The sequence below is a fragment of the Magnetospirillum sp. 15-1 genome (assembly GCF_900184795.1).
Lineage (GTDB): Bacteria > Pseudomonadota > Alphaproteobacteria > Rhodospirillales > Magnetospirillaceae > Phaeospirillum.
In genome coordinates this window covers 30,969-50,939 of record NZ_FXXN01000011.1, presented here as the reverse complement: position 1 = coordinate 50,939, position 19,971 = coordinate 30,969, and the positions used below count along the sequence as shown (strand labels likewise).

Here is a 19,971-nt window from a genome sequence, read left to right as displayed (position 1 = left end):
TGGCGCCGATGATCGGTAGCGACGCACCGCCGCTGACCAGCAGCGAGGCGAAGGAATGGCGCAGGTCGTGGATGCGGGCGCCCGTGATGTCGGCCGCCTTGCACACCGCCGCCCAGGACCGCTTGACGTCGGTGAGCGGCTGGTCGCCGCCCTTGCCGGGGAAGATATATGGCCCTTCGGCGGTTTCCCTGATTCGCCGCAGCAGCGTCAGGGCATTGGCCGAGACCGGTACCCGGTGTTCCTTCCGTTGCTTGGTATGGGCGCTGGGCTTGGTCCATACCCCGGACTCCAGGTCGAACATTTCCCAGGTGGCCCCCAGCACCTCGCTCTTGCGGGCGCCGGTCAGCATCAGCATGCGGATGCACGGGTGGTGTCCTCGAGGAGAAACCCTGCTCGCCAAGGTTCCTCACGGCCACTGGAAAACCCTGACCTTCCTGGCGGGCCTGCGCCATGACCGGATCATCGCTCCCCTGGTCCTCGACGGCCCCATCAATGGGGCGACCTTCACCGCCTGGGTGGAGCAATCCTTGGCACCGGCCCTGGAACCCGGTGACGTCGTCATCCTCGATAATCTGGGAAGCCACAAAGGAAAGTCGGCACGCCAAGCCATCCGCAAGGCCGGTGCCCATCTGCTTTTCCTGCCGCCCTACAGTCCCGACCTCAACCCGATCGAGATGATGTTCGCCAAACTCAAAACACTCGTCCGCAAAGCCGAAGAGCGGACCATCGAAACAACATGGAGGAGAGTCGGCAAGCTCCTGGAGGCATTCGCTCCGCAGGAGTGCGCCGCCTATCTTCGCCATGCAGGGTATGCTTCAATCTAAGTCAGACAGACTCTAGAGCTTGCGCAGGGTGAACGGCCCGGTGCGGACATACAGCCAGGGATATTGGTCGGCCATGCGGCGGACCTGGGTCCGGCGGTAGGTCAGCATTCCGATGGCGATCAGCACGGCGCTGTCCAGCAGCCAGCCGGCCGGGGACAGCAACGGGCCGCCGAACAGGGCGAAGCCCAGGAAGCGGTCGGCGGCGCCCAGCAACAGGGCGTAGGGGATCACCTGCCACAGGGGGCGCCAGGTGGCGGCCAGGGCTTGGCCGGTCATGAAGGCGCAGCCGCCGAACAGCACGATGGTCAGCCCGATGAAGACGGGAACGGAGGTGATCATCCGTGGCTTCCCCCCAGGTAGTGGGCGCGGATTTCCTCGTTGGCCAGCAATTGGGCGCCGGTGCCGCTCATGGTGACCTTGCCGTTGACCATGACGTAGCCGCGATGGGCCAGCTTCAGGGCATGGAAGGCGTTCTGCTCCACCAGGAAGACGGTGACTCCCTGCTGGCGGTTGATCTCGGCGACGATCTCGAAGATCTGGCGGACCACGAGCGGCGCCAGGCCCAGAGACGGCTCGTCCAGCAGCAGGATCTTGGGCCGGCTCATCAGGGCGCGGCCGATGGCCAGCATCTGCTGCTCGCCGCCCGACAGCGTCCCGCCGCGCTGGGCCAAGCGCTCCTCCAGGCGGGGAAACAGGCCCAGCACCCGCTCCAGGTCCTGGGCGAAATGCGCGGGATCGCCCAGCGCGGCGCCCATCTGCAGGTTCTCCAGCACGCTCATGCGCGGGAAGATGCGGCGGCCTTCGGGCGAGTGGGCCAGACCGCGCCGCATGATGTGGTGGGTGGGAAGGGCGGTGATGTCCTCTCCGGCCAGCCGGACCTTGCCGGCTGTGGCGCGGGGATTGCCGCAGATGGTCATCAGCAGGGTGGTCTTGCCGGCCCCGTTGGCGCCTACCAGGGCGACGATCTCGCCCTCGGCCACCGAGATGTCGATGCCGTGCAGCGCCTGGATGCGGCCATAGCCGGAATGGAGCCCCTCGATGCGCAGCATCACATGGCCTCCTCTTCGTCGGGCTCGCCCAGATAGGCCCGGATCACCGCCGGGTCGGCCTTGATGGCGGCGGGCGCGCCCTCGGCGATCTTCTTGCCGTAATCCAGCACCGCGATGTGGTCGGAAATCTCCATCACCACGCTCATGTCGTGCTCGATCAGCAGCAGGCCGATGCCGTTCTCGTCGCGGATGTCGAGCAGCAGGCGGTTCAGTTCCGCCGATTCACGCGGATTCAGCCCGGCGGCGGGCTCGTCCAGGCACAGCAGCAGCGGTTCGGTGCACATGGCCCGCGCGATTTCCAGGCGGCGCTGATGGCCATAGGGCAGGCTGCCGGCCTCCTCGTCGGCCAGGGAGGTGAGCCCCACCTTGTCCAGCCAGTGCCGTGCCCGCTCCACCGCCAGCCGCTCGGCCCTGGCGTAGCGCGAAAGCCCCAGCAGCCCGGCCAGCGAGAAGGCCGAGGCCCCCATCAGCGCCGTATGCTGGGCGACGATCAGGTTTTCAAGCACGCTCATGCGGGCGAACAGGCGGATGTTCTGGAAGGTGCGCGCCACCCCGGCCTTGGCGGAAATGACGTGATCGTCGAGGCGCTCCAGCAGCATGGGGCCCGACGGATGATTGAGGGTGATGCGGCCGACCTGCGGCTTGTAAAAGCCGGTGATGCAGTTGAACAGGGTGGTCTTGCCCGCCCCGTTGGGGCCGATCACCGCGGTGATCTCCTTGCGGCCCGCCGAGAACGACAGATCGTTGACGGCGAACAGGCCGCCGAAGCGCATGGTGACGTGTTCGACGTTTAACAAAGGCCCCTCAAGCGCCGGGCGCCCACCTCCGTGGGCTTGGCTCCTCCGCTTCGCTCCGGGCGCCTCAATGGCGCCGCGCTTCGGCTGCGCCTCGCTCATGATGCGTCCCTCAGCCGGATGGTCGGCTGGCGCGTCGACAGCAGGCCGCTGGGCTTCCACAGCATGATCAGCACCATGGCGCCGCCGAAGGCCAGCATGCGGAACTGCTGCAACTCGCGGAACCATTCCGGCAGCCCGACCAGCAGCAGGGCGGCCAGCACGATGCCGATCTGGCTGCCCATGCCGCCCAGCACCACGATGGCCAGGATCACCGCCGATTCGATGAAGGTGAAGCTTTCCGGGCTGATGAAGCCCTGCCGCGTGGCGAAGAACGATCCGGCGAACCCGGCGAACATGGCGCCCGTCGCGAAGGCCGACAGCTTCACCGTGGTGGGATTGATGCCGAGGCTTCGGCAGGCGATCTCGTCTTCGCGCAGCGCCTCCCAGGCGCGGCCCACCGGCAGCCGGCGGATGCGCAGGGTGAAAAGGTTGGTCAGCAGGGCCAGGGCCAGGATCAGGAAATAAAGAAAGATCACCCGATGGTCGGCCGAGAATTCCAGGCCGAAGAACTCGGCGAAGGTCTGGCTTCCCTCGGGCGCCGTCATCTTGAACGACAGGCCGAAGAACGAGGGCCGCTCGATGCCGGAAATGCCGTTGGGGCCGCCGGTGACGTCCTGCCAGTTCTGCAGCACCACGCGGACGATCTCGCCCAGGCCCATGGTGACGATGGCGATGTAGTCGCCCCTGAGGCGCAGCACCGGAAAGCCCAGCACCATGCCGAAGGTGGCGGCCAGCATTCCGGCCAAAGGCAGGCAGACCCAGAACGACAGCCCGAAGGTCTGCGAGAGCAGGGCGTAGGAATAGGCCCCCACCGCGTAGAAGGCGACAAAGCCCAGGTCCAGCAATCCGGCCAGTCCCACCACGATGTTCAGGCCCCAGCCCAGCATGACGTAGATGAGCACCAGGGTGGCCTTGTCCACCAGATTGCGGCCCGAGAACGGCAGGAAGGGCATGATCAGGGCGAAGGCGACCATGGCCCAGCCCACATGGACCATCAGCTTGCGCGGCGGGGCCGGCGGGCTGGGAATGCGGCCGGCCAGCAGCAGGCGGAGGATGCCGATGATCAGGCGACCGCCGGCCACCAGCCCCGCCGCCCAGGCCACCCAATCCAGCCGCCCGCTCAGGAAAAGACCGTTGGCCGAGTCCTCCAGCCGCACGCCCAGCATGGGCAGCGCCATGGCGGCGGCCACCAGCCCGCCCAGCAGGGCGTCCACCAGCAAGGTGCGCGCCGCCCGCGCCTCCATGTCAGATCTTCTCCACGTCCGGGCGGCCCAGCAGGCCGGTGGGGCGGAACACCAGCACCGCCACCAGAATGGAGAAGGTGGCGACATCCTTGTATTCGATGGAGAAATAGGCCGACCAGAAGGCCTCGATCAAACCGATCAGCAAGCCGCCCAGCATGGCGCCGGGCAGCGAGCCGATGCCACCCAGCACCGCCGCCGTGAACGCCTTGATACCGGCCAGGAACCCGATATAGAAGTCGATCACCCCGTAATAGAGGGTGACCATCATGCCGGCCACGCCGGCCAGTCCGGCGCCGATGACGAAGGTGGTGGAGATCACCCGGTCCACGTCGATGCCCAGCAGCGAGGCCATCTTCATGTCCTGCTCGCAGGCGCGCTGGGCGCGGCCCAAGGCGGTGCGGGTGATCACCCAGGTGAACACCGCCATCAGCAACAGGGTCATGACCATGATGATGATCTGCATCCAACTGAGGCTGACCACGAAATCGCCGCTGTCCATCAAGGTGATGCCGCCCCGGATGACGGGGGGCAGCGGCTTGGCCCGCGCCCCCTGGGCCTGGGCGACGAAGTTCTGCAGCATGATGGACACGCCGATGGCCGAGATCAGCGGCGCCAGGCGCGGCGCGGTGCGTAAGGGGCGATAGGCGACGCGCTCCGCCGTCCAGCCCCACAGGGCGGTCAGCCCCATGGCGGCGAACAGGGTCAGCACCAGGGCGACGGGAACCGAGCTTCCGAGAATGGTGGTGGCGACCAGGAAGGTGATCAGCGAAATGAACGCACCCACCATGTAGATCGTGCCGTGGGCGAAATTGATCATGCCGAGCACGCCGTAAACCATGGTATAGCCAAGGGCGACCAGGCCATAGATGGCGCCCAGGGTCAGGCCGTTGATCAACTGTTGGAGAAAATACTCCACCTGTCCACCCTGGTTAATGGCTTCAACTTGGTCAGATAGCGAGAAACCTACTCGGACGGGCGGTTCTGTCAACTATGAATGCCGCGTGGACGTATGGTCCGCCCGCTTTTTCGCTGTTGGTTGACGGAAGGGGCTTGTAAACCCATAAGGCATACCCACATCCTCGGGTGCGTATTCCTTTAGTTTTGGTTGGGCCAGTTGGGGCAACTGGGTCCTCCTACCGCATTCGGAAGGATCATCTTCATGCTCGACCGCTTCAACGTCGCCCAGAAACTGGTGATCGCCTTCGGAGCGATCCTGGCCGTGGTGATCGGCCTGTCGGTGTTCGCCGTCAACCGCATCGCCGCCGTCAATCAGACCACCACGGATATCGAGGAAAACTGGCTGCCCAGCGTCGGCGTGGCGCGGGAACTGGACGGTCTGCTCGCCAAGCAGCGGGCCACCGTGTATCGCCATATCCTGACCACCGATGAGAAACAGATGCCCGAGGTGGAGAAGATTCTGGCGTCCCAGCATGCCGAATTCGCCAAGGCTCAGCAGCACTACGCCCGGCTGATTTCATCACCCGAGGAAAAGGCCAACTACGATGCCTGGGTCAAGGTGATGGCGGATTACGACGCCATGACCGCCCAGGTGCTCGAGTTCTCCCGCAAGAACGAGAATGGCCGGGCCCGCGACGTGGTCCTGGCCAACCAGAAGCTCTATACCGACGCGCAGATGTATGCCGCCAAGGCGGTGGAGATCAACGTGCGGGGGGCCAAGGCCGCTTCCGATGCCGGCGATACTCTTTATGCCTGGTCGCGCATGGTTCTGCTGGTCGCGGTGGGAGTGGTCATGGCCCTGGTGGTGGCCTTCGGGCTGATGCTGAGGAAGAGCATCGCCGATCCCATCATCGCCATGACGGCGGCCATGAACCGGCTGGCCGACAAGGATTTCGCCGCCTCCATCCCGGCCGTGGGGCGGGTCGACGAGGTGGGGCGCATGGCGGCGGCCATGCAGACCTTCAAGGACAACATGATCCGGTCCGAGCAGATGGAGGCCGAGCAGCGGGCCGCCCAGGAGCGGAATCTGGCGCGCGGCCACACCATCGAGAGCCTGACCCGCAATTTCGACGAAGCGGTTTCTTCCATGCTGAACGCGGTGTCGAGGGCGTCCACCGACATGGAGCACGCCGCCCAGGGCATGAGCGCCACCGCCGAACAGACCAGCCGTCAGGCGGTGATGGTGGCGGCGGCTACCGAGGAGGCGTCGTCCAGCGTGCAGACGGTGGCCTCGGCCGCCGAGGAACTGGCCGCGTCCATTCACGAGATCGGCCGGCAGGTCACCCAATCCTCGACGGTGGCGCGCATGGCCGCCGACGAGGCGTCGAAGACCAATCAGACGGTGACGGGACTGGCCGAAAGTTCGGCCCGCATCGGCGACGTGGTCAGCCTGATCAACGATATCGCGTCGCAGACCAACCTGCTGGCCTTGAACGCCACCATCGAGGCGGCCAGGGCCGGCGATGCCGGCAAGGGCTTCGCCGTGGTGGCGGGCGAGGTCAAGAACCTCGCCAACCAGACCGGACGGGCCACCGAGGAAATCAGCCAGCAGATCGCCGCCGTGCAGGAGGCCACCCGTCAGGCGGTCGACGCCATCGGCGGTATCGTCAAGCGCATCGAGGAGATCAACCAGATTTCGGCGGCCATCGCCTCGGCGGTGGAGGAACAGAGCGCCGCCACGGCGGAAATCGCCCGCAACGTCCAGCAGGCGGCCTCGGGCACCCAGGAGGTGTCGGCGACCATCGGCGGGGTGACCAAGGCGGCGGAGGAGACCGGCGCGGCGGCCACCGAGGTGCTGAGCTCGGTGAAATCGGTCAATCAGCAGGCCGATGCCCTCAAGGGCGTGGTGGCTAATTTTCTCACCGGCGTCAAGGCGGCCTGACTTTCGCAAAACGGCGCTTGACCTTCCAGTGACTGGAAGGTCAAGACTGGGGTCATGGATCGGAAACCGAGGATGCCGTCATGACCCAGCAAAGCCTGTCGCTTCCCGTCAAGGGAATGACCTGCGCCGCGTGCTCCACCCGCCTGGAACGGGTGCTGGGCAAGGTGGCCGGCGTCGAGCAGGCGCTGGTCAGCCTGGCGGCCGAGCGCGCCGACATCCGTTTCGATGGCGACAAGGCCCGGCCCGAGGATCTGGTCTCGGCCATCGTCAAGGCCGGCTTCCAGGCCGACCTCGCCCAGCAGGGCGATGAGGACCTGGACCGCGAGGAGGCCGAGCACGCCGCCGAATCCGCCCGTCATCTGCGCCTGCTGGCTCTTTCGGCCCTGCTGACCCTGCCGCTGATCGGGCAGATGGTGCTCGACATGGCCGGGCTGCACGTGATGATCCCGCCGCTGATCCAATTGCTGCTGGCCGCGCCGGTGCAGTTCTGGATCGGGGCGCGCTTCTATACCGGCGCCTGGGCCTCGCTGAAGGGCGGGGCGGGCAACATGGACGTGCTGGTGGTGCTGGGCACCACCGCCGCCTTCGGCCTGTCGGCCTGGCACGTGACTGTCGGCGACGCCCATCACGGTAACCTCTATTTCGAGGGCGCCTCGGTGGTCATCACCCTGGTGCTGCTGGGCAAGTGGCTGGAAGGCCGCGCCAAGCGCTCGGCCGCCGGGGCGATCCGCGCCCTGATGCGGCTCAAGCCCGATACCGCTCGGGTCGAGCGCGACGGAACGGTCATCGAGGTTCCCGCCGCCCTGGTGGCGGTGGGGGAAGTGGTGCTGGTCCGCCCCGGCGAGCGCGCTCCCGTCGATGGCCGGGTGGTGGACGGCAGTTCCCAGGTGGATGAATCCCTGATCACCGGTGAAAGCCTGCCGGTCCCGCGCGGTCCCGGCGACGAGGTGGTGGCCGGCTCGGTCAATGGCGAGGGGCTGCTGCGGGTCGAGGCGACGCGGGTCGGCGCCCAATCCACCATCAGCCGTATCATCCGCATGGTTCAGGGCGCCCAGGCCGCCAAGGCGCCGGTGCAGAAGCTGGTGGATCGTATCTCCGCCGTGTTCGTGCCGGTGGTGACGGCGATCGCCGCGGCTTCCTTCCTCGGCTGGTGGCTGATCGGCGGCGATCTGCAGACCGCCTTCGTGGCGGCGGTGTCGGTGCTGGTCATCGCCTGCCCCTGCGCGCTGGGCCTCGCCACGCCCACCGGCATCATGGTCGGCACCGGGCTGGCGGCGCGGCACGGCATCCTGATCAAGGACGCCGAGGCGCTGGAACTGGCCCACAAGATTCAGGTGATGGTGTTCGACAAGACCGGGACCCTGACCGAGGGTCGCCCGGCGGTGGCTTTGGTCCAGGCGGCCGATGGGAACGAGGCCGGCCTGTTGCGCCTTGCCGCCTCCGCCCAGCAGGGCAGCGAGCATCCCCTGGCCCGTGCCCTGCTGGCCGCCGCAGAGGGGGCTCTGGCGCCGCTGGCCGGCTTTCGCAGCCTGCCCGGCCGTGGCCTGGAGGCCGAGGTGGAGGGCCGCACCCTGCTGATCGGCAGCCGCCGCCTGATGAACGAGCGGAGCATCGATCCCGGTTCGCTGGCCGAGGCCGCCGAGGCGGAGGAGGCCCAGGGCCGCACCCTGATGTGGGTGGCCGAGGACGCGCGCATGCTGGGCTTCGTGGCGGTGGCCGATCCCATCAAGGCCAGCGCGGCGAATGCCGTGGCGCGGCTCAAGGCGCTGGGTATCGAAACGGTGATGCTGACCGGTGACAACGCCCGCGCGGCGCAGGCCGTGGCCCGTGCCGCCGGGGTGGACCGGGTGCTGGCCGAGGTGCTGCCCGAGGACAAGGAGGCGGAAATCCGCCGCTTGAAGGGCGAGGGCAGGGTGGTTGCCATGGTGGGCGACGGCATCAACGACGCCCCGGCCCTGGCCGCCGCCCATATCGGCATCGCCATGGGGACCGGCACCGACGTGGCCATGCAGGCGGCGGGCATCACCCTGGTCAAGGGCGATCCGGCCCGCCTGCCCGAGGCCATCGCCATCTCGCGCGCCACCACGTCGAAGATCCGCCAGAACCTGTTCTGGGCCTTCGCCTACAACGTGGTGGCCATTCCCGCCGCCGCCCTGGGGCTGCTCACCCCGGTGATCGCCGGGGCGGCCATGGCCATGTCCTCGGTGTCGGTGGTGAGCAATTCCCTGTTGCTGCGCCGCTGGAGGATGAAATGAACATCGGCGAGGCGGCCAGGCGCTCGGGTGTTTCGGCCAAGACCATCCGCTACTACGAATCCGTCGGGCTGATTCCGGCGGCGGGGCGCACCGCCGCCGGCTACCGCGCCTATACCGCCAACGAGGTGGAGACGCTGCGCTTCATTCACCGGGCGCGCTCGCTGGGTTTCTCGGTGGGCGACGTGGGCGGATTGCTGGAACTGTGGCGCGACCGCTCGCGGGCCAGCGCCGACGTCAAGGCCATCGCCTTGAAGCATGTGGCCGATATCGAGCGCAAGATCGCCGAATTGGACACCATCCGCCGCACCCTGCTGGACCTCACCACGCGGTGTTGCGGCGACGACCACCCCGAATGCCCGATTCTGGAGGAGCTGGCGACCGCGCCGTCGCCATGAGCCTTTGCGCCTCCGGCCGTTTGGCCTTACAAGGGGGGCGACTTCAATCTGGGTGGTGAGACGTGGGACGGCGCGACGTCAGACGCATGCTGATGGGCAACAAGACGCCCCTGTGGGAGCGTCCCGCCGTTCTGGTCGGCCTGATGGTCGCGGTCCTGGTGGCCGGCCTCGGCATCGGCCTGGTACTGGGCGTATGGTCGGGCAAATCGGGCCGGCCCGCTCCCGGCGCCGAGCAGGCTCCCGCCCCGGTGATCACCGAATCTCCCGCGCCGCCGCCGCCGCCCAGCCCGGTGACGGCCGATGAACCCGAGGACGGCCGGCCGCTGTTGGCCCCACCGCCGCCGCGCCCCGACCCCGGTTCGTCCGAGGCCCTGGAATTCGGCCATGCCTCCGACGTGGTTTCCCTGGCTCCGATGGCGCCGCCCGCCGCGCCCATGCCCGAGGCCAAGCTGCTGCCCGCCGGGGCGGCGGTCTGGCTGCGCAACGCCCTGCCGGCACCCAAGACCGGCGGCCGGCCGGTCATCGCCATCATCATCGACGACCTGGGCGTCGACCGTCGCCGCAGCGAGCGCATGTCGCAGCTGAAGGGGCCGCTGACGCTGTCCTACATGACCTATGCCGACGACGTGGCGCGTCAGGCCCGCGATGCCAAGGCGCACGGTCACGAGCTGATGGTGCACGTGCCCATGCAGCCGCAAAGCGCTTCCTACGATCCCGGCACCGAGGTTCTGGAGGTGGGGCTGTCTCCCGACGAAATCCGCCGCCGCCTCGATTGGGGGCTGTCGCGCTTCGACGGCTATGTGGGCATCAACAACCATATGGGCTCGCGCTTCACCTCGGACCCGGCCGGCATGCGCGTGGTGATGGCCGAGTTGCGCCGCCGCGGGCTGGCCTTCATCGATTCGGTGACATCCGAGCGCACGGTGGGCGCCGAGACGGCCCGTCACTTCGGCGTGCCCTTCGCGGCCCGTCACGTCTTCCTCGACAACGACCAGGGCGTCGCCCATGTGCGCGCCCAATTGGCCAAGACCGAGGCCTATGCCCGCAAGCACGGCGCCGCCATCGCCATCGGCCATCCTCACGACGGCACCATCGAGGCCCTGGCCGGCTGGCTGCCCGGTTTGGAGGGTCGTGGCTTCGTGCTGGTCCCGGTCAGCACCATCATCCGCATGGGGCCGGGGCAATAATCCCCTCTTGACCTTCCATCGGCTGGAAGGTTCATGCTTTCCCCATCGCAATCCTCATGGGGAAATCACCATGTCCACCACCTATCGCGTCACCGGCATGAGCTGCGGCGGCTGCTCCAAGTCCGTGACCTCGGCCATTCAGGAAATCGCCCCCGGCGCCAAGGTCGAAGTGGACCTGGGCAACAAGGCGGTAACCGTCGACGGGGCCGACGAGGCCCAGGTCAAGCAGGCCGTCGACGCCGCCGGCTTCGGCTTCGAGGGCAGGGTTTAACCTTCGGTCAGGGCGGCTCCTTCTGCCCGCGCCAGCCGGCGCAGCACCTCGGCCATCTCCTCCAGCGCATCCACCTGATGGTCCAGCCATACCCGGCCCAGAGGGCCGTTGAGCGACCAGGCGGCGCAGGAGGCGGTGCGCGACGCGATCTCGCAATCGCAAGATCGCAGGATGGCGTCGATCTGGCGGCGGCGGACCACCGGCGGCGCCAGATCGAGGAAGGCCAGCTTCAGCCGGATGCCTACCTGCCCGAAGCTGGACAGCGGCGCCGCCAGCGGCTGGGCGACCAGATCGTGCAGGCGGCGGCGGCCGTCGCCGGTGATGGCAAGACGCAGGGAGCGCTCGACCGGATCGAGCAGCCCGTCCTCCAGCATCTCGTCGATGGCGTCGAACACCAGTTGCGACACCGGGTTCCAGGCCGGCCCCGCCAGGGCGCCGACCGCCTGGACGCTGTCGTCCATGGTCAAGGGCGCGCGTTCGGCGGCGCCCAGCACCGCCAGCCAGATATAATCCCTGGCGGTCATGGCCTGCCGGTTCAGGATGGTCCTGCCCTCGATAAATCCCATCACGCCCTCCAGATGCAAATGCGAATGAATCGCAATATGTATGAGGCGGGGGGAATTTGCAAGCGCCGTCGCCATGGTCTTTCGGGCGAAGAGGGCCTATGCTTGTTCTAACCCAAGGAGATCGTCCCATGCCCCCGACCGTGATCTTCTGGCTGATCCTCGCCATTCTCGTTGTCATCATCCTGGTCAAGTCCATCTGCATCGTGCCGCAGACCGAAAAAGGCGTGGTGCTGACCCTGGGACGCTATACCGGCACGCGGGAGCCGGGGCTTCGGCTGGTCATTCCCTTCGTCCAGGTCCTGATTCCGGTGGATATCCGCCTGGCGGTGATGGAAGTCCCCACTCAGGACGTGATCAGCCGCGACAACGTCTCGGTCAAGGTGACGGCGGTGGTCTACTACCGGGTGAGCAACGCCATGAAGGCGGTGCTGGAAGTGGCCAATTACCGCGAGGCGGTCAGCCAGTTGGCCCAGATCACCACCCGCTCGACCCTGGGTTCCCACAGTCTGGACCAGTTGCTGGGGCAGCAGGAGGATTTGAAGCAGGCGATCCGCCGGGTGCTCGACGAGCGCACCGAATCCTGGGGCGTCGAAGTCCAGAACGTGGAAATCCGCAGCGTCGATCTCGATCCCAACATGATCCGGGCCATGGGGCAGGAGGCCGAGGCCGAACGCGGCCGCCGCGCCCGCATCATCACCGCCCAGGGCGAGTTCGAGGCCGCCACCAAGCTGGCCGAGGCGGCCCAGTTGATGGAGGGCAAGCCGGGCGCCATGCTGCTGCGCTATCTGGCGACGTTGAAGGACATCGCCATCGAGCACAACTCCACCATCATCTTCCCCATTCCGTCGGACATCATGGCCCCGGCGGCCCAGGGGCTGAACGCCGTGGTTCACAAGCTGGTGGCGGATTCCGTGAGCAAGGGCTGAGGTGCCGGGCCGCCGCCCGAACCCGCCCGGAGAAAGCTTTTTGCCATCGATAAAACCAAAAGGCCCCCGGAGATTTCCGGGGGCCTTGGCATTTCACCCGTAGGCGAAGGACCTAGCCGTTGACGGCGTCCTTCAGACCCTTGCCGGCGGTGAACTTCGGGGCCTTGGAGGCCGCGATCTTGATGGTGGCGCCGGTGCGGGGATTGCGACCTTCCTTGGCGGCGCGCTGAGTCACCGAGAAGGAACCGAAACCGACCAGGCGGACATCGTCGCCGGCCTTGAGCGCCGAAGTGATGGCGGAGAAGGTGGCATCGATCACGTTGTCGGCGGCAGCCTTGGACAGACCGCTGAGCTCGGCAACCTTGTTCACCAGATCCTGCTTGTTCATGAGACCCCCAATGGAATTGTCGTGACCGGTTGAAAATGACATGACCGTTGCGGACGTCAACAACTCTGTTGCTAGGGACGCCAGCCGGCCCGAACCCGAACCCCAGGCTGAAAACCCTGTCACAGGTGGGCTTCCGGCCAGCGGGGAGTTAAGCAATGTGTCGCGTTTTCCGCAACAATACAACGGTCCTGTCTCGAATCGCTGGGGTTTTTCCCCAGGAATCATCCGGTGATGAATGCCTCATCAGGTAAACACCCTAGTTCTGACGAATTCCTGCATAGATCCGCCAAATGCCGGGTCTCGGGCAGCATCCAGTCGCGCACGAATTCGGCCACGGCACGGATGCGCGTCGGATTGGCGGCATGCTCGGCGCTCGCTTCCAGCCGTGCCCAGGCGGCGCCGAAGGCCAGCAGGCCGGTCAGCCGCAGGTAGGCGGTGGCGGTAAGGCCGATATCCTTGCGGCCGAGCATGAGGTTGCTGGCCTCGTCCCAGGCGGCCAGCGCCCGGCCCAAGGCCGCGGCGAAGGCGGGGGGGGCGAGCCCCATGGCGGCTTCCACCTCGGCCTTGAACTCGGCGAGCGCCTGCCCGTTGTTCAGCCGGATGACCCGCCCGGCCACGGTGGCGGCCTGGATGCCGTTGGTGCCCTCGTAGATGCGGGTGATGCGGCCGTCGCGCAGAATCTGCTCGACCCGGTACTCGCGCAGGAAGCCGTAGCCGCCGTGCACCTGGATGGCGTGGTCGGCGGCCTCCATGGCGGCCTCGGTGGCGAAGGCCTTGCACACCGGCGTCATCAGCTCCATCAGGGCCGGCCGGTCGCCCAGTTCCAGGTCGACCAGGGTGCGCATCACCATGGCGCGGCAGCCCATGGCGAGAGCCATCTGGGCCAGCAGCATGCGCCGCACGTCGCCGTGTTTCGCGATGACGTCCGGCCCGTCGCCCCCCTTGCCGGCCTTGCCCTGCTTGCGTTCGTTGGCGTAGGCCAGCGAGCGTTGCAGCGCCACCTCGGCCAGTCCGACGCCCTGCACCGCCACATCCAGGCGTTCGGCGTTCATCATGGTGAACATGCGGGCCAGCCCCTCGCCGGGGGCGCCGATGATCTCGGCCCTGGCCCCGTCGAAGGCCACCTGACAGGTGGGCGAGGCGTGCATGCCCATCTTCTCCTCGAGGCGCACCACCGAGATGGCGTTGCGCGAGCCGTCGGGCAGCAGCGACGAGGCGAGGAACAGGGACAATCCCTTGACGCCGGGCGGGGCGTCGGGGGTACGGGCCAGCACCAGATGCATGATGCGGCCTTGGGTGAGGTTCTGGTCGCCGCCCGAGATGAAGATCTTGCCGCCCGAGATGCTCCACGAGCCGTCGGCTTGGGGCGTCGCCATGGTGCGCACCAGCCCCAGATCGGAACCGGCCTGGGCCTCGGTCAGACACATGGTGGCGAGGTATTCACCGGCGGCGAGGCGGGGAATCCAGGTGGTGCGCTGTTCCGCCGAGCCGCTGGCCGCCAGGGTGCGCATGGCGCCGTGGGCCAGGGACAACACCATCTGATAGGTGATGCAGGCTCCCGACAGCATCTCGGACAGGGCCGAGGCGAGAATATGGGGCAGGCCCTGGCCGCCGTCCTCCTCCGGCACGGCCAGGCCCTGCCAGCCGTCCCCGGCGAACTGCCGGTAGGCATCCACGAAGGGCTGGGGCATCACCACGCGGCCGTCGACCAGCCGGGTGCCCTCGATGTCGCCCACCGGATCAAGGGGGGCAATGATCCCGTCCACCATGGACGCGGCATGGGTCAGCACGGTCTCGGCGGTCTCGTCGTCCCAATGGGGCAGGCGGGCGGCCTCGGCCCCGTGGCGCAGCGCGAACAGCAGGTCCGCGAGCGGGGTGCGGTAATCGATCATGGTCTTGTCCTTGAACTGGCGGCTCAACCCATCCGGATCACGTCGGGATCATCGCCGGCGGCGTACAGCTTTTCCACCAGATGGACGCGGTTGGTCAGCACGGCCCGCTGGTTGATATAGCCCTTGTCGGTGATCTCGTTGGCGTCGATGGAGGGCGGGGCGTCCATCAGCAGGGCGCGGGAAATGCGGTGCGAGGTGCCCTTGCCCTCGGCGGCCAGGGCGTTCATGGCGGCTCGCATCTTCTCGCGCACTTCGGGGCGCCTGATCAGGTCCTTCAGCGGCGTGTCGGGGGCCGCGTCGGGGCACAGCCGCAGGCAGCCGGGCAGGCTGGCGAAGCCCAGCAGCCCAACCTCCTGGCGGTCGTGGCCGGTGACCACCGCGTCCTGCAGGATCGGCGCGGCGGCGTCGATCACCGACATGCGCAGCGCTCCCACATGCACCCAGGTGCCCGAGGTCAGCTTGAAGTCCTCGGCCACCCGGCCGTCGAACACGATACCCTTGGACGGATCATCGGGATCGGCCAGCTTGCCGGCGTCGCCGATGATGTACCAGCCGTCCTCGTCGAAGGCCTTGGCGGTCAGGTCGGCGCGCTTGAAATAGCCCGGCGTGACGTTGGGTCCCCGGATGCGCATTTCCAGCTTGCCGCCGTTGGGGATCATCTTGACCTCGCAGCCCGGCGCCGGCAGACCGATGATGCCGGCCCTGGGAATGTCGAAATGCACGGTGGTGATCATGGGCGAGGTCTCGGTGGAGCCCCAGGACGACACCATGCGCACCTTGTGGCCCAGGGTGCGGATGGACAACTGTTCCATCTTGTCCCACAGGTTCTGGGGCAGGGCGGCGCCCGCGTAGAAGATGATCTTCAGATCGCGGAAGAAGTTCTCGCGCAGGGCGTCGTCCTTCTCCAGCAGCGGAATCAGCATGTCGAAGCCGCGCGGCACGTTGAAGTAGAGGGTGGGCGACACCTCCTTGAGGTTGGCCGCCGTCTTCTCCACCAGGCCGGGCATGGGCTTGCCTTCGTCGATATACAAGGTGCCGCCGTGGCGCAGGATCATGTTGAAGTTGTGGTTGCCGCCGAAGGTGTGGTTCCAGGGCAGCCAGTCCACCAGCACCGGATGGCTTTCCAGCAGGAAGGGCCAGGCCTGACGGACGGCCTGCTGGTTGGAGCACAGCATCTTCTGGGTGTTGATCACGCCCTTGGGCATGTCGGTGGAGCCCGAGGTGAACAGGATCTTGGCCACGGTGCTGGGCCGCACGGCGGCGAAGGCGTCTTCGACCTCGGGACCGGGAGTGGTGGCCAGCAGGGCGTCGAAGGTCACGCCGCAGGCGATGGGATTGGTGCTGGTGACCACCTCGACGCGGGCCAGTTCTGGAATCACCAGGGCGTCGGCGAAGCGGGCGCCGTCGGCGGCATAGACCAGACCGGGCTTCAGGAGGTCGGCGATGTACTTCAGCTTGGAATGGTCCTGGGACACCAGCGAATAGGCCGGCGAGATGGGCGCCACCGGGATGCCGACGTACATGGCGGCCAGGGCCAGAAGGGCGTGGTCGATGCTGTTGTCCGACAGGATCATCACCGGCCGGTTCTTGTTCAGCCCGCGGTCCAGCAGGGACTGGGCGATGGATTCGACCTTGTCCAGGGTCTCGGCCCAGGTCACCCGGCGCCAGCCGTCGCCGTCGCGCTGGGCCAGGAAGGTCCGGTTGGGGATGCGTTCGGCCCAATGCACCAGCAGGTCGCCGAGGCAGCGTGAATAGGGTTTCAGGCTGTCGGGCGAGCGGATAATGAAGGCGCCGTCGTCCAGCTTTTCCACTTCCACCCGCGCGGGTGCGAAATTGATGGGTGCCCAAGCAACCGAATTCATAGTGTTCTCCTCGCCGCCTTCTTGGACCGCTTCCTTATTGTCGTCCCCGCGGGGTCTCTGGTTCTTACAGACCCAGATAGGCCTGTCGGACCCCGTCGTCGTTCAAGAGGCCGCTGCCGGTGCCCGAAAGCACCACGCGGCCGTTTTCCAGCACATAGCCCCGGTCGGCCAGCTTCAGCGAGGCCGACACGTTCTGCTCCACCAGGATGACCGTCATGCCCTCTTCATGCAGGGCCTTGATGATCTTGAACATCTCGCCGACCACGGCGGGCGCCAGGCCGAGCGACGGCTCGTCGAACATCATCAGGCGCGGCTGGCCCATCAGGCAGCGGCCGATGGCCAGCATCTGCTGCTCGCCGCCCGACAGCGTTCCCGCCGCCTGATCCGAGCGGACCTTGAGCTTGGGGAACATGGTGTAGCAGCGTTCCAGCGTTTCCTTGCGCTTGCTCCGTGCCCGGGGCAGCACGGCGCCCATCTCCAGGTTTTCCCTTACGCTCATGCTCGGAAAGATCTGGCGGCCTTCCGCCACCTGGGCCACCCCCAGGTCGCAGATCACCGAGCTTAGGCGCCCGGTGATGTCGTGGCCGTCGAAACGGATGGTGCCCCGGCCCGGCTTCTTCATGCCGGCGATGGCGCGGATCAGCGAGGTCTTGCCGGCCCCGTTGGCGCCGATGATGGCCACCACCTCGCCCTCGGCCACGTCGAGGGATACGCCGTCCAGAGCCTGGGCGTCGCCGTAATAGAGGTCGAGATCGCGAACTTCCAGCATCATTCGTGATCCTCTCCCAGATAGCATTCCAGCACCTTGGGATGGCTGGTAACCTCGGCGGGGGTGCCCTCGGCGATCTTCTCGCCGTGGTGCAGCACCACCACGTGGTGGGACAGCGCCATCACGGCGCGCATGACGTGCTCGATCAGCAGGATGGTCAGCCCGGTTTCCCGGTTCAGCCCGGTGAGGATCGCCACCATGCGGTCGCATTCCACCGGGCGCAGGCCGGCCATCACCTCGTCGAGCAGCAGCAGCTTGGGCCGCGTCGCCAGGGCCTTGGCCACCTCCAGACGCTTGCGGTCGGGCAGGGTCAGGGTCTGGGCCGGGTCCTTGGCGCGGTCGCCGAGCTCCAGCAGGTCGAGGATGGCGCGGGACGCGGCTCTCGCCTTCTCCACGTCGCCATCGTCATGGCGGAGCGCTCCGACCATGACGTTCTCCTCGACGGTCAGCCCGGCGAAGGGCTTGACGATCTGGAAGGTACGGCCCACGCCGGCGCGGCAGATGGCCGCCTGGCCCAGGCCGGTGACGTCCTCGCCGTCCAGTATCACCTTGCCGTCGCTGGGCGGCAGCGCCCCGGCGATCAGGTTGAAGGTGGTGGTCTTGCCCGCCCCGTTGGGGCCGATCAGGGCGACGATGTCGCCCCTGGGCACCGTGAAGGCCACGGCGTTGACGGCGCGCAGGCCGCGGAAGCTCTTGCCCAGATTCTCGACGACAAGCATGGGCGGGAGGGGCATGGGAGCGGCGGTATTCATCGGCCGTCTCCCTCGAGGCGCAGGAGTTTGCGCAGCCACGGCCACAGCCCGCCCGGCTTCAGGACCAGGATCAGCATCAGACAGATGCCGTAGGCGATCTGCTTGACGCCGTCGATGCCGATATGGGCCCCCAGGATGGTCAGGCCCTCGCCCAGCGCGGTCAGCACCACGGCGCCCAGGATCGGCCCGAACAGGGTGCCGATGCCGCCGATGATGGTGCCCAGCATCAGCTCGATGGAGCGATGCATGGAGAAGATGCTTTCCGGGTAGAGGTTGTTGTTGAAGAAGGCCAGGAACATGCCGCCCAGGCTGGTCATGGAAGCCGAGATCAGCACGGCGATCATTTTGTTCCTGAACACGTCGATGCCCAGCGCGTCGGCGGCGTCCTGATCCTCGCGGATGGCCTGCCAGTAATAGCCGATGCGGCGCATCAGAAGGGCGCGGCAGAACCAGAAGGCGCCCGCCGTCATCCCCAGGATCACGTAGTAGAACATGGTGGTCGAGCCGCGCAGCAGCCACAGATTGTCCGGGCTGTTGTTGGGGGCGGGGGGCAGGAACAGCCCCGACGAGGCGCCCACCCAGCCCCAGTGGTCGAACAGCACGCGGGTGAACTCGGCAAACGCGATGGTCAGCAGGGCGAAATAGACGCCCATCACCTTGAAACGGAAGCCGAGCGTGCCGATCACCGCGCCCGCGGCGGCCGAGACCGCCATGCCGGCAAAGGCGCCGATCCACGGCGGCGTGCCGTAATGGACGAACAGGGCGCCGCCGGCATAGGCCCCCAGACCGACATAGAGGGCGTGGCCCAGCGAGAACTGGCCGGCAAAGCCCATCATGACGTTCCAGCTCATGCCGAGATAGGCCTGCAGCAGGACGGTGATCAGGATGGACAGCATATAATCGCCGGCCGCCAGCGGAGCCAGGGCGAGGATCGCCAGCAGGCCGAGCAGCAGGACCGCGCGGCGGTCTTGGAGAAGGGCGCTCATGGCTTCTTCCCCAGGATGCCTTGCGGGCGCAGCAGCAGGATCAGGATCAGCAGGCCGAAGCTGAACATGCTTTTCAGGCTGGGGGCGATCAGCACGCCCGACAGTGCCTCGGACAGGCCGACCAGGATGCCGCCCAGCAGGGCGCCGCCCAGGCTGCCCAACCCGCCCAGGATGACGATGATGAAGCCCAGCAGCGTGTAATCCGACGACAGGTGCGGATGCACGTCGACCAGCAGCAGCAGCAGGCAGCCGGCGGCACCGACGCAGGCGGTGCCGATGCCGAAGGTGATGGCGTAGAGCTTCTCCACGTTGAGACCCACCACGCGGGCTCCCACCGGATTATCAGCGCAGGCGCGGATGGCGGTTCCCGTGGTGGTGTAGCGGAAGAAAGCCCACAGCAGCGCCGCCACGCCGCCGGCAGTGAAGGCGGCGATGACGCGGACCTTGTCCAGCACCAGCGGCCCGAGCGAGTAGCTCTCGAAGCTGGCATCGAGCTGGATGTTGCGGGCGTCGGGGCCGAACACCATCAGCACCACGTTGGTGATGATCATGGCCACCGAGAGCAGCAGCAGGAACTGGATGTGCTCGGTGACGCCCAGGAAGTGGTTGATCAGGAAGCGCTGCAGCAGGTAGCCGACGACGAACAGGCCGCCGGCCACCAGCGGCAGGGCGGGGACCGGTTCGATCCCCAGCTTGGTGTAGAGCAGGAAGGCGGCGTACATCGCCACCACCATCATGTCGCCATGGGCAAAATTGACCACGCGCATGACGCCGAAGATGACCGACAGCCCAAGGGCCATCAAGCCGTAGACCAGGCCGGTCAACAGACCGGCGCTGATCACGTTCATGAAGAAGGTGGCGTCCATCCCG

The 19,971-nt window shown here is 67.1% G+C and carries 20 protein-coding genes and 1 pseudogene; 7 read left to right on the top strand and 14 right to left on the bottom strand.

The window, feature by feature from the left end; all coding sequences use genetic code 11:
* Positions 1-355, bottom strand: a 355-nt coding sequence (locus CP958_RS01105) for a site-specific integrase (RefSeq protein WP_197706326.1), incomplete at its 3' end; no start/stop codon positions are given.
* 7 nt (positions 356-362) lie between these two features.
* On the opposite strand from CP958_RS01105, the pseudogene CP958_RS01100 reads away from it, so the two are divergent.
* Positions 363-824, top strand: a pseudogene (locus tag CP958_RS01100) (IS630 family transposase); the annotation flags it as partial.
* Positions 825-836: 12 nt separating this feature from the next.
* On the opposite strand, the gene CP958_RS01095 reads toward CP958_RS01100, so the two are convergent.
* The 5 genes from CP958_RS01095 to CP958_RS01075 form a co-directional block, all read right to left on the bottom strand.
* The gene (locus CP958_RS01095) at positions 837-1,163 is read right to left on the bottom strand and encodes a DUF6867 family protein (RefSeq protein ID WP_096700174.1); all 327 of its coding nucleotides are present in this window, start codon (positions 1,161-1,163) and stop codon (positions 837-839) included.
* Positions 1,160-1,873, bottom strand: a complete 714-nt coding sequence (locus tag CP958_RS01090; RefSeq protein WP_096700173.1) for an ABC transporter ATP-binding protein — start codon at positions 1,871-1,873, stop codon at positions 1,160-1,162. The genes CP958_RS01095 and CP958_RS01090 overlap by 4 nt, the downstream gene beginning before the upstream one ends.
* Complete coding sequence (locus tag CP958_RS01085) at positions 1,873-2,646, bottom strand: ATP-binding cassette domain-containing protein (RefSeq protein ID WP_096700172.1); 774 nt, start codon at positions 2,644-2,646, stop codon at positions 1,873-1,875. The genes CP958_RS01090 and CP958_RS01085 overlap by 1 nt, the downstream gene beginning before the upstream one ends.
* 119 nt (positions 2,647-2,765) lie before the next feature.
* Positions 2,766-4,013 (bottom strand): high-affinity branched-chain amino acid ABC transporter permease LivM, encoded by a 1,248-nt coding sequence (livM, locus tag CP958_RS01080; protein ID WP_096700171.1) that lies wholly within the window; start codon positions 4,011-4,013, stop codon positions 2,766-2,768.
* Position 4,014: 1 nt separating this feature from the next.
* Positions 4,015-4,929, bottom strand: a complete 915-nt coding sequence (locus tag CP958_RS01075) for a branched-chain amino acid ABC transporter permease LivH (protein ID WP_096700170.1) — start codon at positions 4,927-4,929, stop codon at positions 4,015-4,017.
* Positions 4,930-5,172: 243 nt separating this feature from the next.
* Here CP958_RS01075 and CP958_RS01070 point away from each other — a divergent pair, with 243 nt between their 5' ends.
* The 5 genes from CP958_RS01070 to CP958_RS01050 all read left to right on the top strand — a co-directional run bounded on the left by CP958_RS01070 (position 5,173) and on the right by CP958_RS01050 (position 10,960).
* Positions 5,173-6,852, top strand: coding sequence for a methyl-accepting chemotaxis protein (locus tag CP958_RS01070; protein ID WP_096700169.1), 1,680 nt, complete (start codon positions 5,173-5,175; stop codon positions 6,850-6,852).
* An 80-nt stretch (positions 6,853-6,932) separates the two neighbouring features.
* Positions 6,933-9,107: a heavy metal translocating P-type ATPase gene (locus tag CP958_RS01065; protein ID WP_096700168.1), complete on the top strand. Its 2,175-nt coding sequence runs from the start codon at positions 6,933-6,935 to the stop codon at positions 9,105-9,107.
* Positions 9,104-9,502: a Cu(I)-responsive transcriptional regulator gene (gene cueR, locus CP958_RS01060; RefSeq protein WP_096700167.1), complete on the top strand. Its 399-nt coding sequence runs from the start codon at positions 9,104-9,106 to the stop codon at positions 9,500-9,502. The genes CP958_RS01065 and cueR overlap by 4 nt, the downstream gene beginning before the upstream one ends.
* A gap of 62 nt (positions 9,503-9,564) precedes the next feature.
* Positions 9,565-10,689, top strand: a complete 1,125-nt coding sequence (locus CP958_RS01055) for a divergent polysaccharide deacetylase family protein (RefSeq protein ID WP_242442674.1) — start codon at positions 9,565-9,567, stop codon at positions 10,687-10,689.
* A gap of 70 nt (positions 10,690-10,759) precedes the next feature.
* The gene (locus tag CP958_RS01050; protein ID WP_096700183.1) at positions 10,760-10,960 is read left to right on the top strand and encodes a heavy-metal-associated domain-containing protein; all 201 of its coding nucleotides are present in this window, start codon (positions 10,760-10,762) and stop codon (positions 10,958-10,960) included.
* Here the strand turns inward: CP958_RS01050 and CP958_RS01045 are convergent.
* Positions 10,957-11,526, bottom strand: a complete 570-nt coding sequence (locus CP958_RS01045) for a hypothetical protein (protein WP_096700184.1) — start codon at positions 11,524-11,526, stop codon at positions 10,957-10,959. The genes CP958_RS01050 and CP958_RS01045 overlap by 4 nt on opposite strands.
* A gap of 128 nt (positions 11,527-11,654) precedes the next feature.
* Here CP958_RS01045 and CP958_RS01040 point away from each other — a divergent pair, with 128 nt between their 5' ends.
* Complete coding sequence (locus CP958_RS01040; RefSeq protein WP_096700165.1) at positions 11,655-12,452, top strand: slipin family protein; 798 nt, start codon at positions 11,655-11,657, stop codon at positions 12,450-12,452.
* A gap of 112 nt (positions 12,453-12,564) precedes the next feature.
* Here CP958_RS01040 and CP958_RS01035 read toward each other — a convergent pair whose 3' ends face one another.
* From CP958_RS01035 to CP958_RS01005, 7 genes are all read right to left on the bottom strand, one after another.
* The gene (locus tag CP958_RS01035; protein ID WP_096700164.1) at positions 12,565-12,840 is read right to left on the bottom strand and encodes an HU family DNA-binding protein; all 276 of its coding nucleotides are present in this window, start codon (positions 12,838-12,840) and stop codon (positions 12,565-12,567) included.
* 221 nt (positions 12,841-13,061) lie between these two features.
* The gene (locus CP958_RS01030; RefSeq protein WP_242442673.1) at positions 13,062-14,759 is read right to left on the bottom strand and encodes an acyl-CoA dehydrogenase family protein; all 1,698 of its coding nucleotides are present in this window, start codon (positions 14,757-14,759) and stop codon (positions 13,062-13,064) included.
* Positions 14,756-16,594 (bottom strand): feruloyl-CoA synthase, encoded by a 1,839-nt coding sequence (locus CP958_RS01025; RefSeq protein WP_096700163.1) that lies wholly within the window; start codon positions 16,592-16,594, stop codon positions 14,756-14,758. Before CP958_RS01025 ends, CP958_RS01030 begins: the two co-directional genes overlap by 4 nt.
* Positions 16,595-16,658: 64 nt before the next feature.
* The gene (locus tag CP958_RS01020) at positions 16,659-17,363 is read right to left on the bottom strand and encodes an ABC transporter ATP-binding protein (RefSeq protein ID WP_096700181.1); all 705 of its coding nucleotides are present in this window, start codon (positions 17,361-17,363) and stop codon (positions 16,659-16,661) included.
* Positions 17,363-18,115, bottom strand: a complete 753-nt coding sequence (locus CP958_RS01015) for an ABC transporter ATP-binding protein (RefSeq protein ID WP_096700162.1) — start codon at positions 18,113-18,115, stop codon at positions 17,363-17,365. Before CP958_RS01015 ends, CP958_RS01020 begins: the two co-directional genes overlap by 1 nt.
* The gene (locus CP958_RS01010; protein ID WP_096700161.1) at positions 18,112-19,101 is read right to left on the bottom strand and encodes a branched-chain amino acid ABC transporter permease; all 990 of its coding nucleotides are present in this window, start codon (positions 19,099-19,101) and stop codon (positions 18,112-18,114) included. The genes CP958_RS01015 and CP958_RS01010 overlap by 4 nt, the downstream gene beginning before the upstream one ends.
* Positions 19,098-19,967: a branched-chain amino acid ABC transporter permease gene (locus tag CP958_RS01005; RefSeq protein WP_096700160.1), complete on the bottom strand. Its 870-nt coding sequence runs from the start codon at positions 19,965-19,967 to the stop codon at positions 19,098-19,100. The genes CP958_RS01010 and CP958_RS01005 overlap by 4 nt, the downstream gene beginning before the upstream one ends.
* Positions 19,968-19,971: the final 4 nt, after the last annotated feature.

Bases quoted from the DNA above. Each gene is read 5' to 3' on its own strand.
- CP958_RS01095 (WP_096700174.1), bottom strand. From the start codon at position 1,163: ATGATCACCTCCGTTCCCGTCTTCATCGGGCTGACCATCGTGCTGTTC.
- CP958_RS01090 (WP_096700173.1), bottom strand. From the start codon at position 1,873: ATGCTGCGCATCGAGGGGCTCCATTCCGGCTATGGCCGCATCCAGGCG.
- CP958_RS01085 (WP_096700172.1), bottom strand. From the start codon at position 2,646: ATGCGCTTCGGCGGCCTGTTCGCCGTCAACGATCTGTCGTTCTCGGCG.
- livM (WP_096700171.1), bottom strand. From the start codon at position 4,013: ATGGAGGCGCGGGCGGCGCGCACCTTGCTGGTGGACGCCCTGCTGGGC.
- CP958_RS01070 (WP_096700169.1), top strand. From the start codon at position 5,173: ATGCTCGACCGCTTCAACGTCGCCCAGAAACTGGTGATCGCCTTCGGA.
- CP958_RS01065 (WP_096700168.1), top strand. From the start codon at position 6,933: ATGACCCAGCAAAGCCTGTCGCTTCCCGTCAAGGGAATGACCTGCGCC.
- cueR (WP_096700167.1), top strand. From the start codon at position 9,104: ATGAACATCGGCGAGGCGGCCAGGCGCTCGGGTGTTTCGGCCAAGACC.
- CP958_RS01050 (WP_096700183.1), top strand. From the start codon at position 10,760: ATGTCCACCACCTATCGCGTCACCGGCATGAGCTGCGGCGGCTGCTCC.
- CP958_RS01045 (WP_096700184.1), bottom strand. From the start codon at position 11,526: ATGGGATTTATCGAGGGCAGGACCATCCTGAACCGGCAGGCCATGACC.
- CP958_RS01040 (WP_096700165.1), top strand. From the start codon at position 11,655: ATGCCCCCGACCGTGATCTTCTGGCTGATCCTCGCCATTCTCGTTGTC.
- CP958_RS01035 (WP_096700164.1), bottom strand. From the start codon at position 12,840: ATGAACAAGCAGGATCTGGTGAACAAGGTTGCCGAGCTCAGCGGTCTG.
- CP958_RS01025 (WP_096700163.1), bottom strand. From the start codon at position 16,594: ATGAATTCGGTTGCTTGGGCACCCATCAATTTCGCACCCGCGCGGGTG.
- CP958_RS01020 (WP_096700181.1), bottom strand. From the start codon at position 17,363: ATGCTGGAAGTTCGCGATCTCGACCTCTATTACGGCGACGCCCAGGCT.
- CP958_RS01015 (WP_096700162.1), bottom strand. From the start codon at position 18,115: ATGAATACCGCCGCTCCCATGCCCCTCCCGCCCATGCTTGTCGTCGAG.
- CP958_RS01010 (WP_096700161.1), bottom strand. From the start codon at position 19,101: ATGAGCGCCCTTCTCCAAGACCGCCGCGCGGTCCTGCTGCTCGGCCTG.
- CP958_RS01005 (WP_096700160.1), bottom strand. From the start codon at position 19,967: ATGGACGCCACCTTCTTCATGAACGTGATCAGCGCCGGTCTGTTGACC.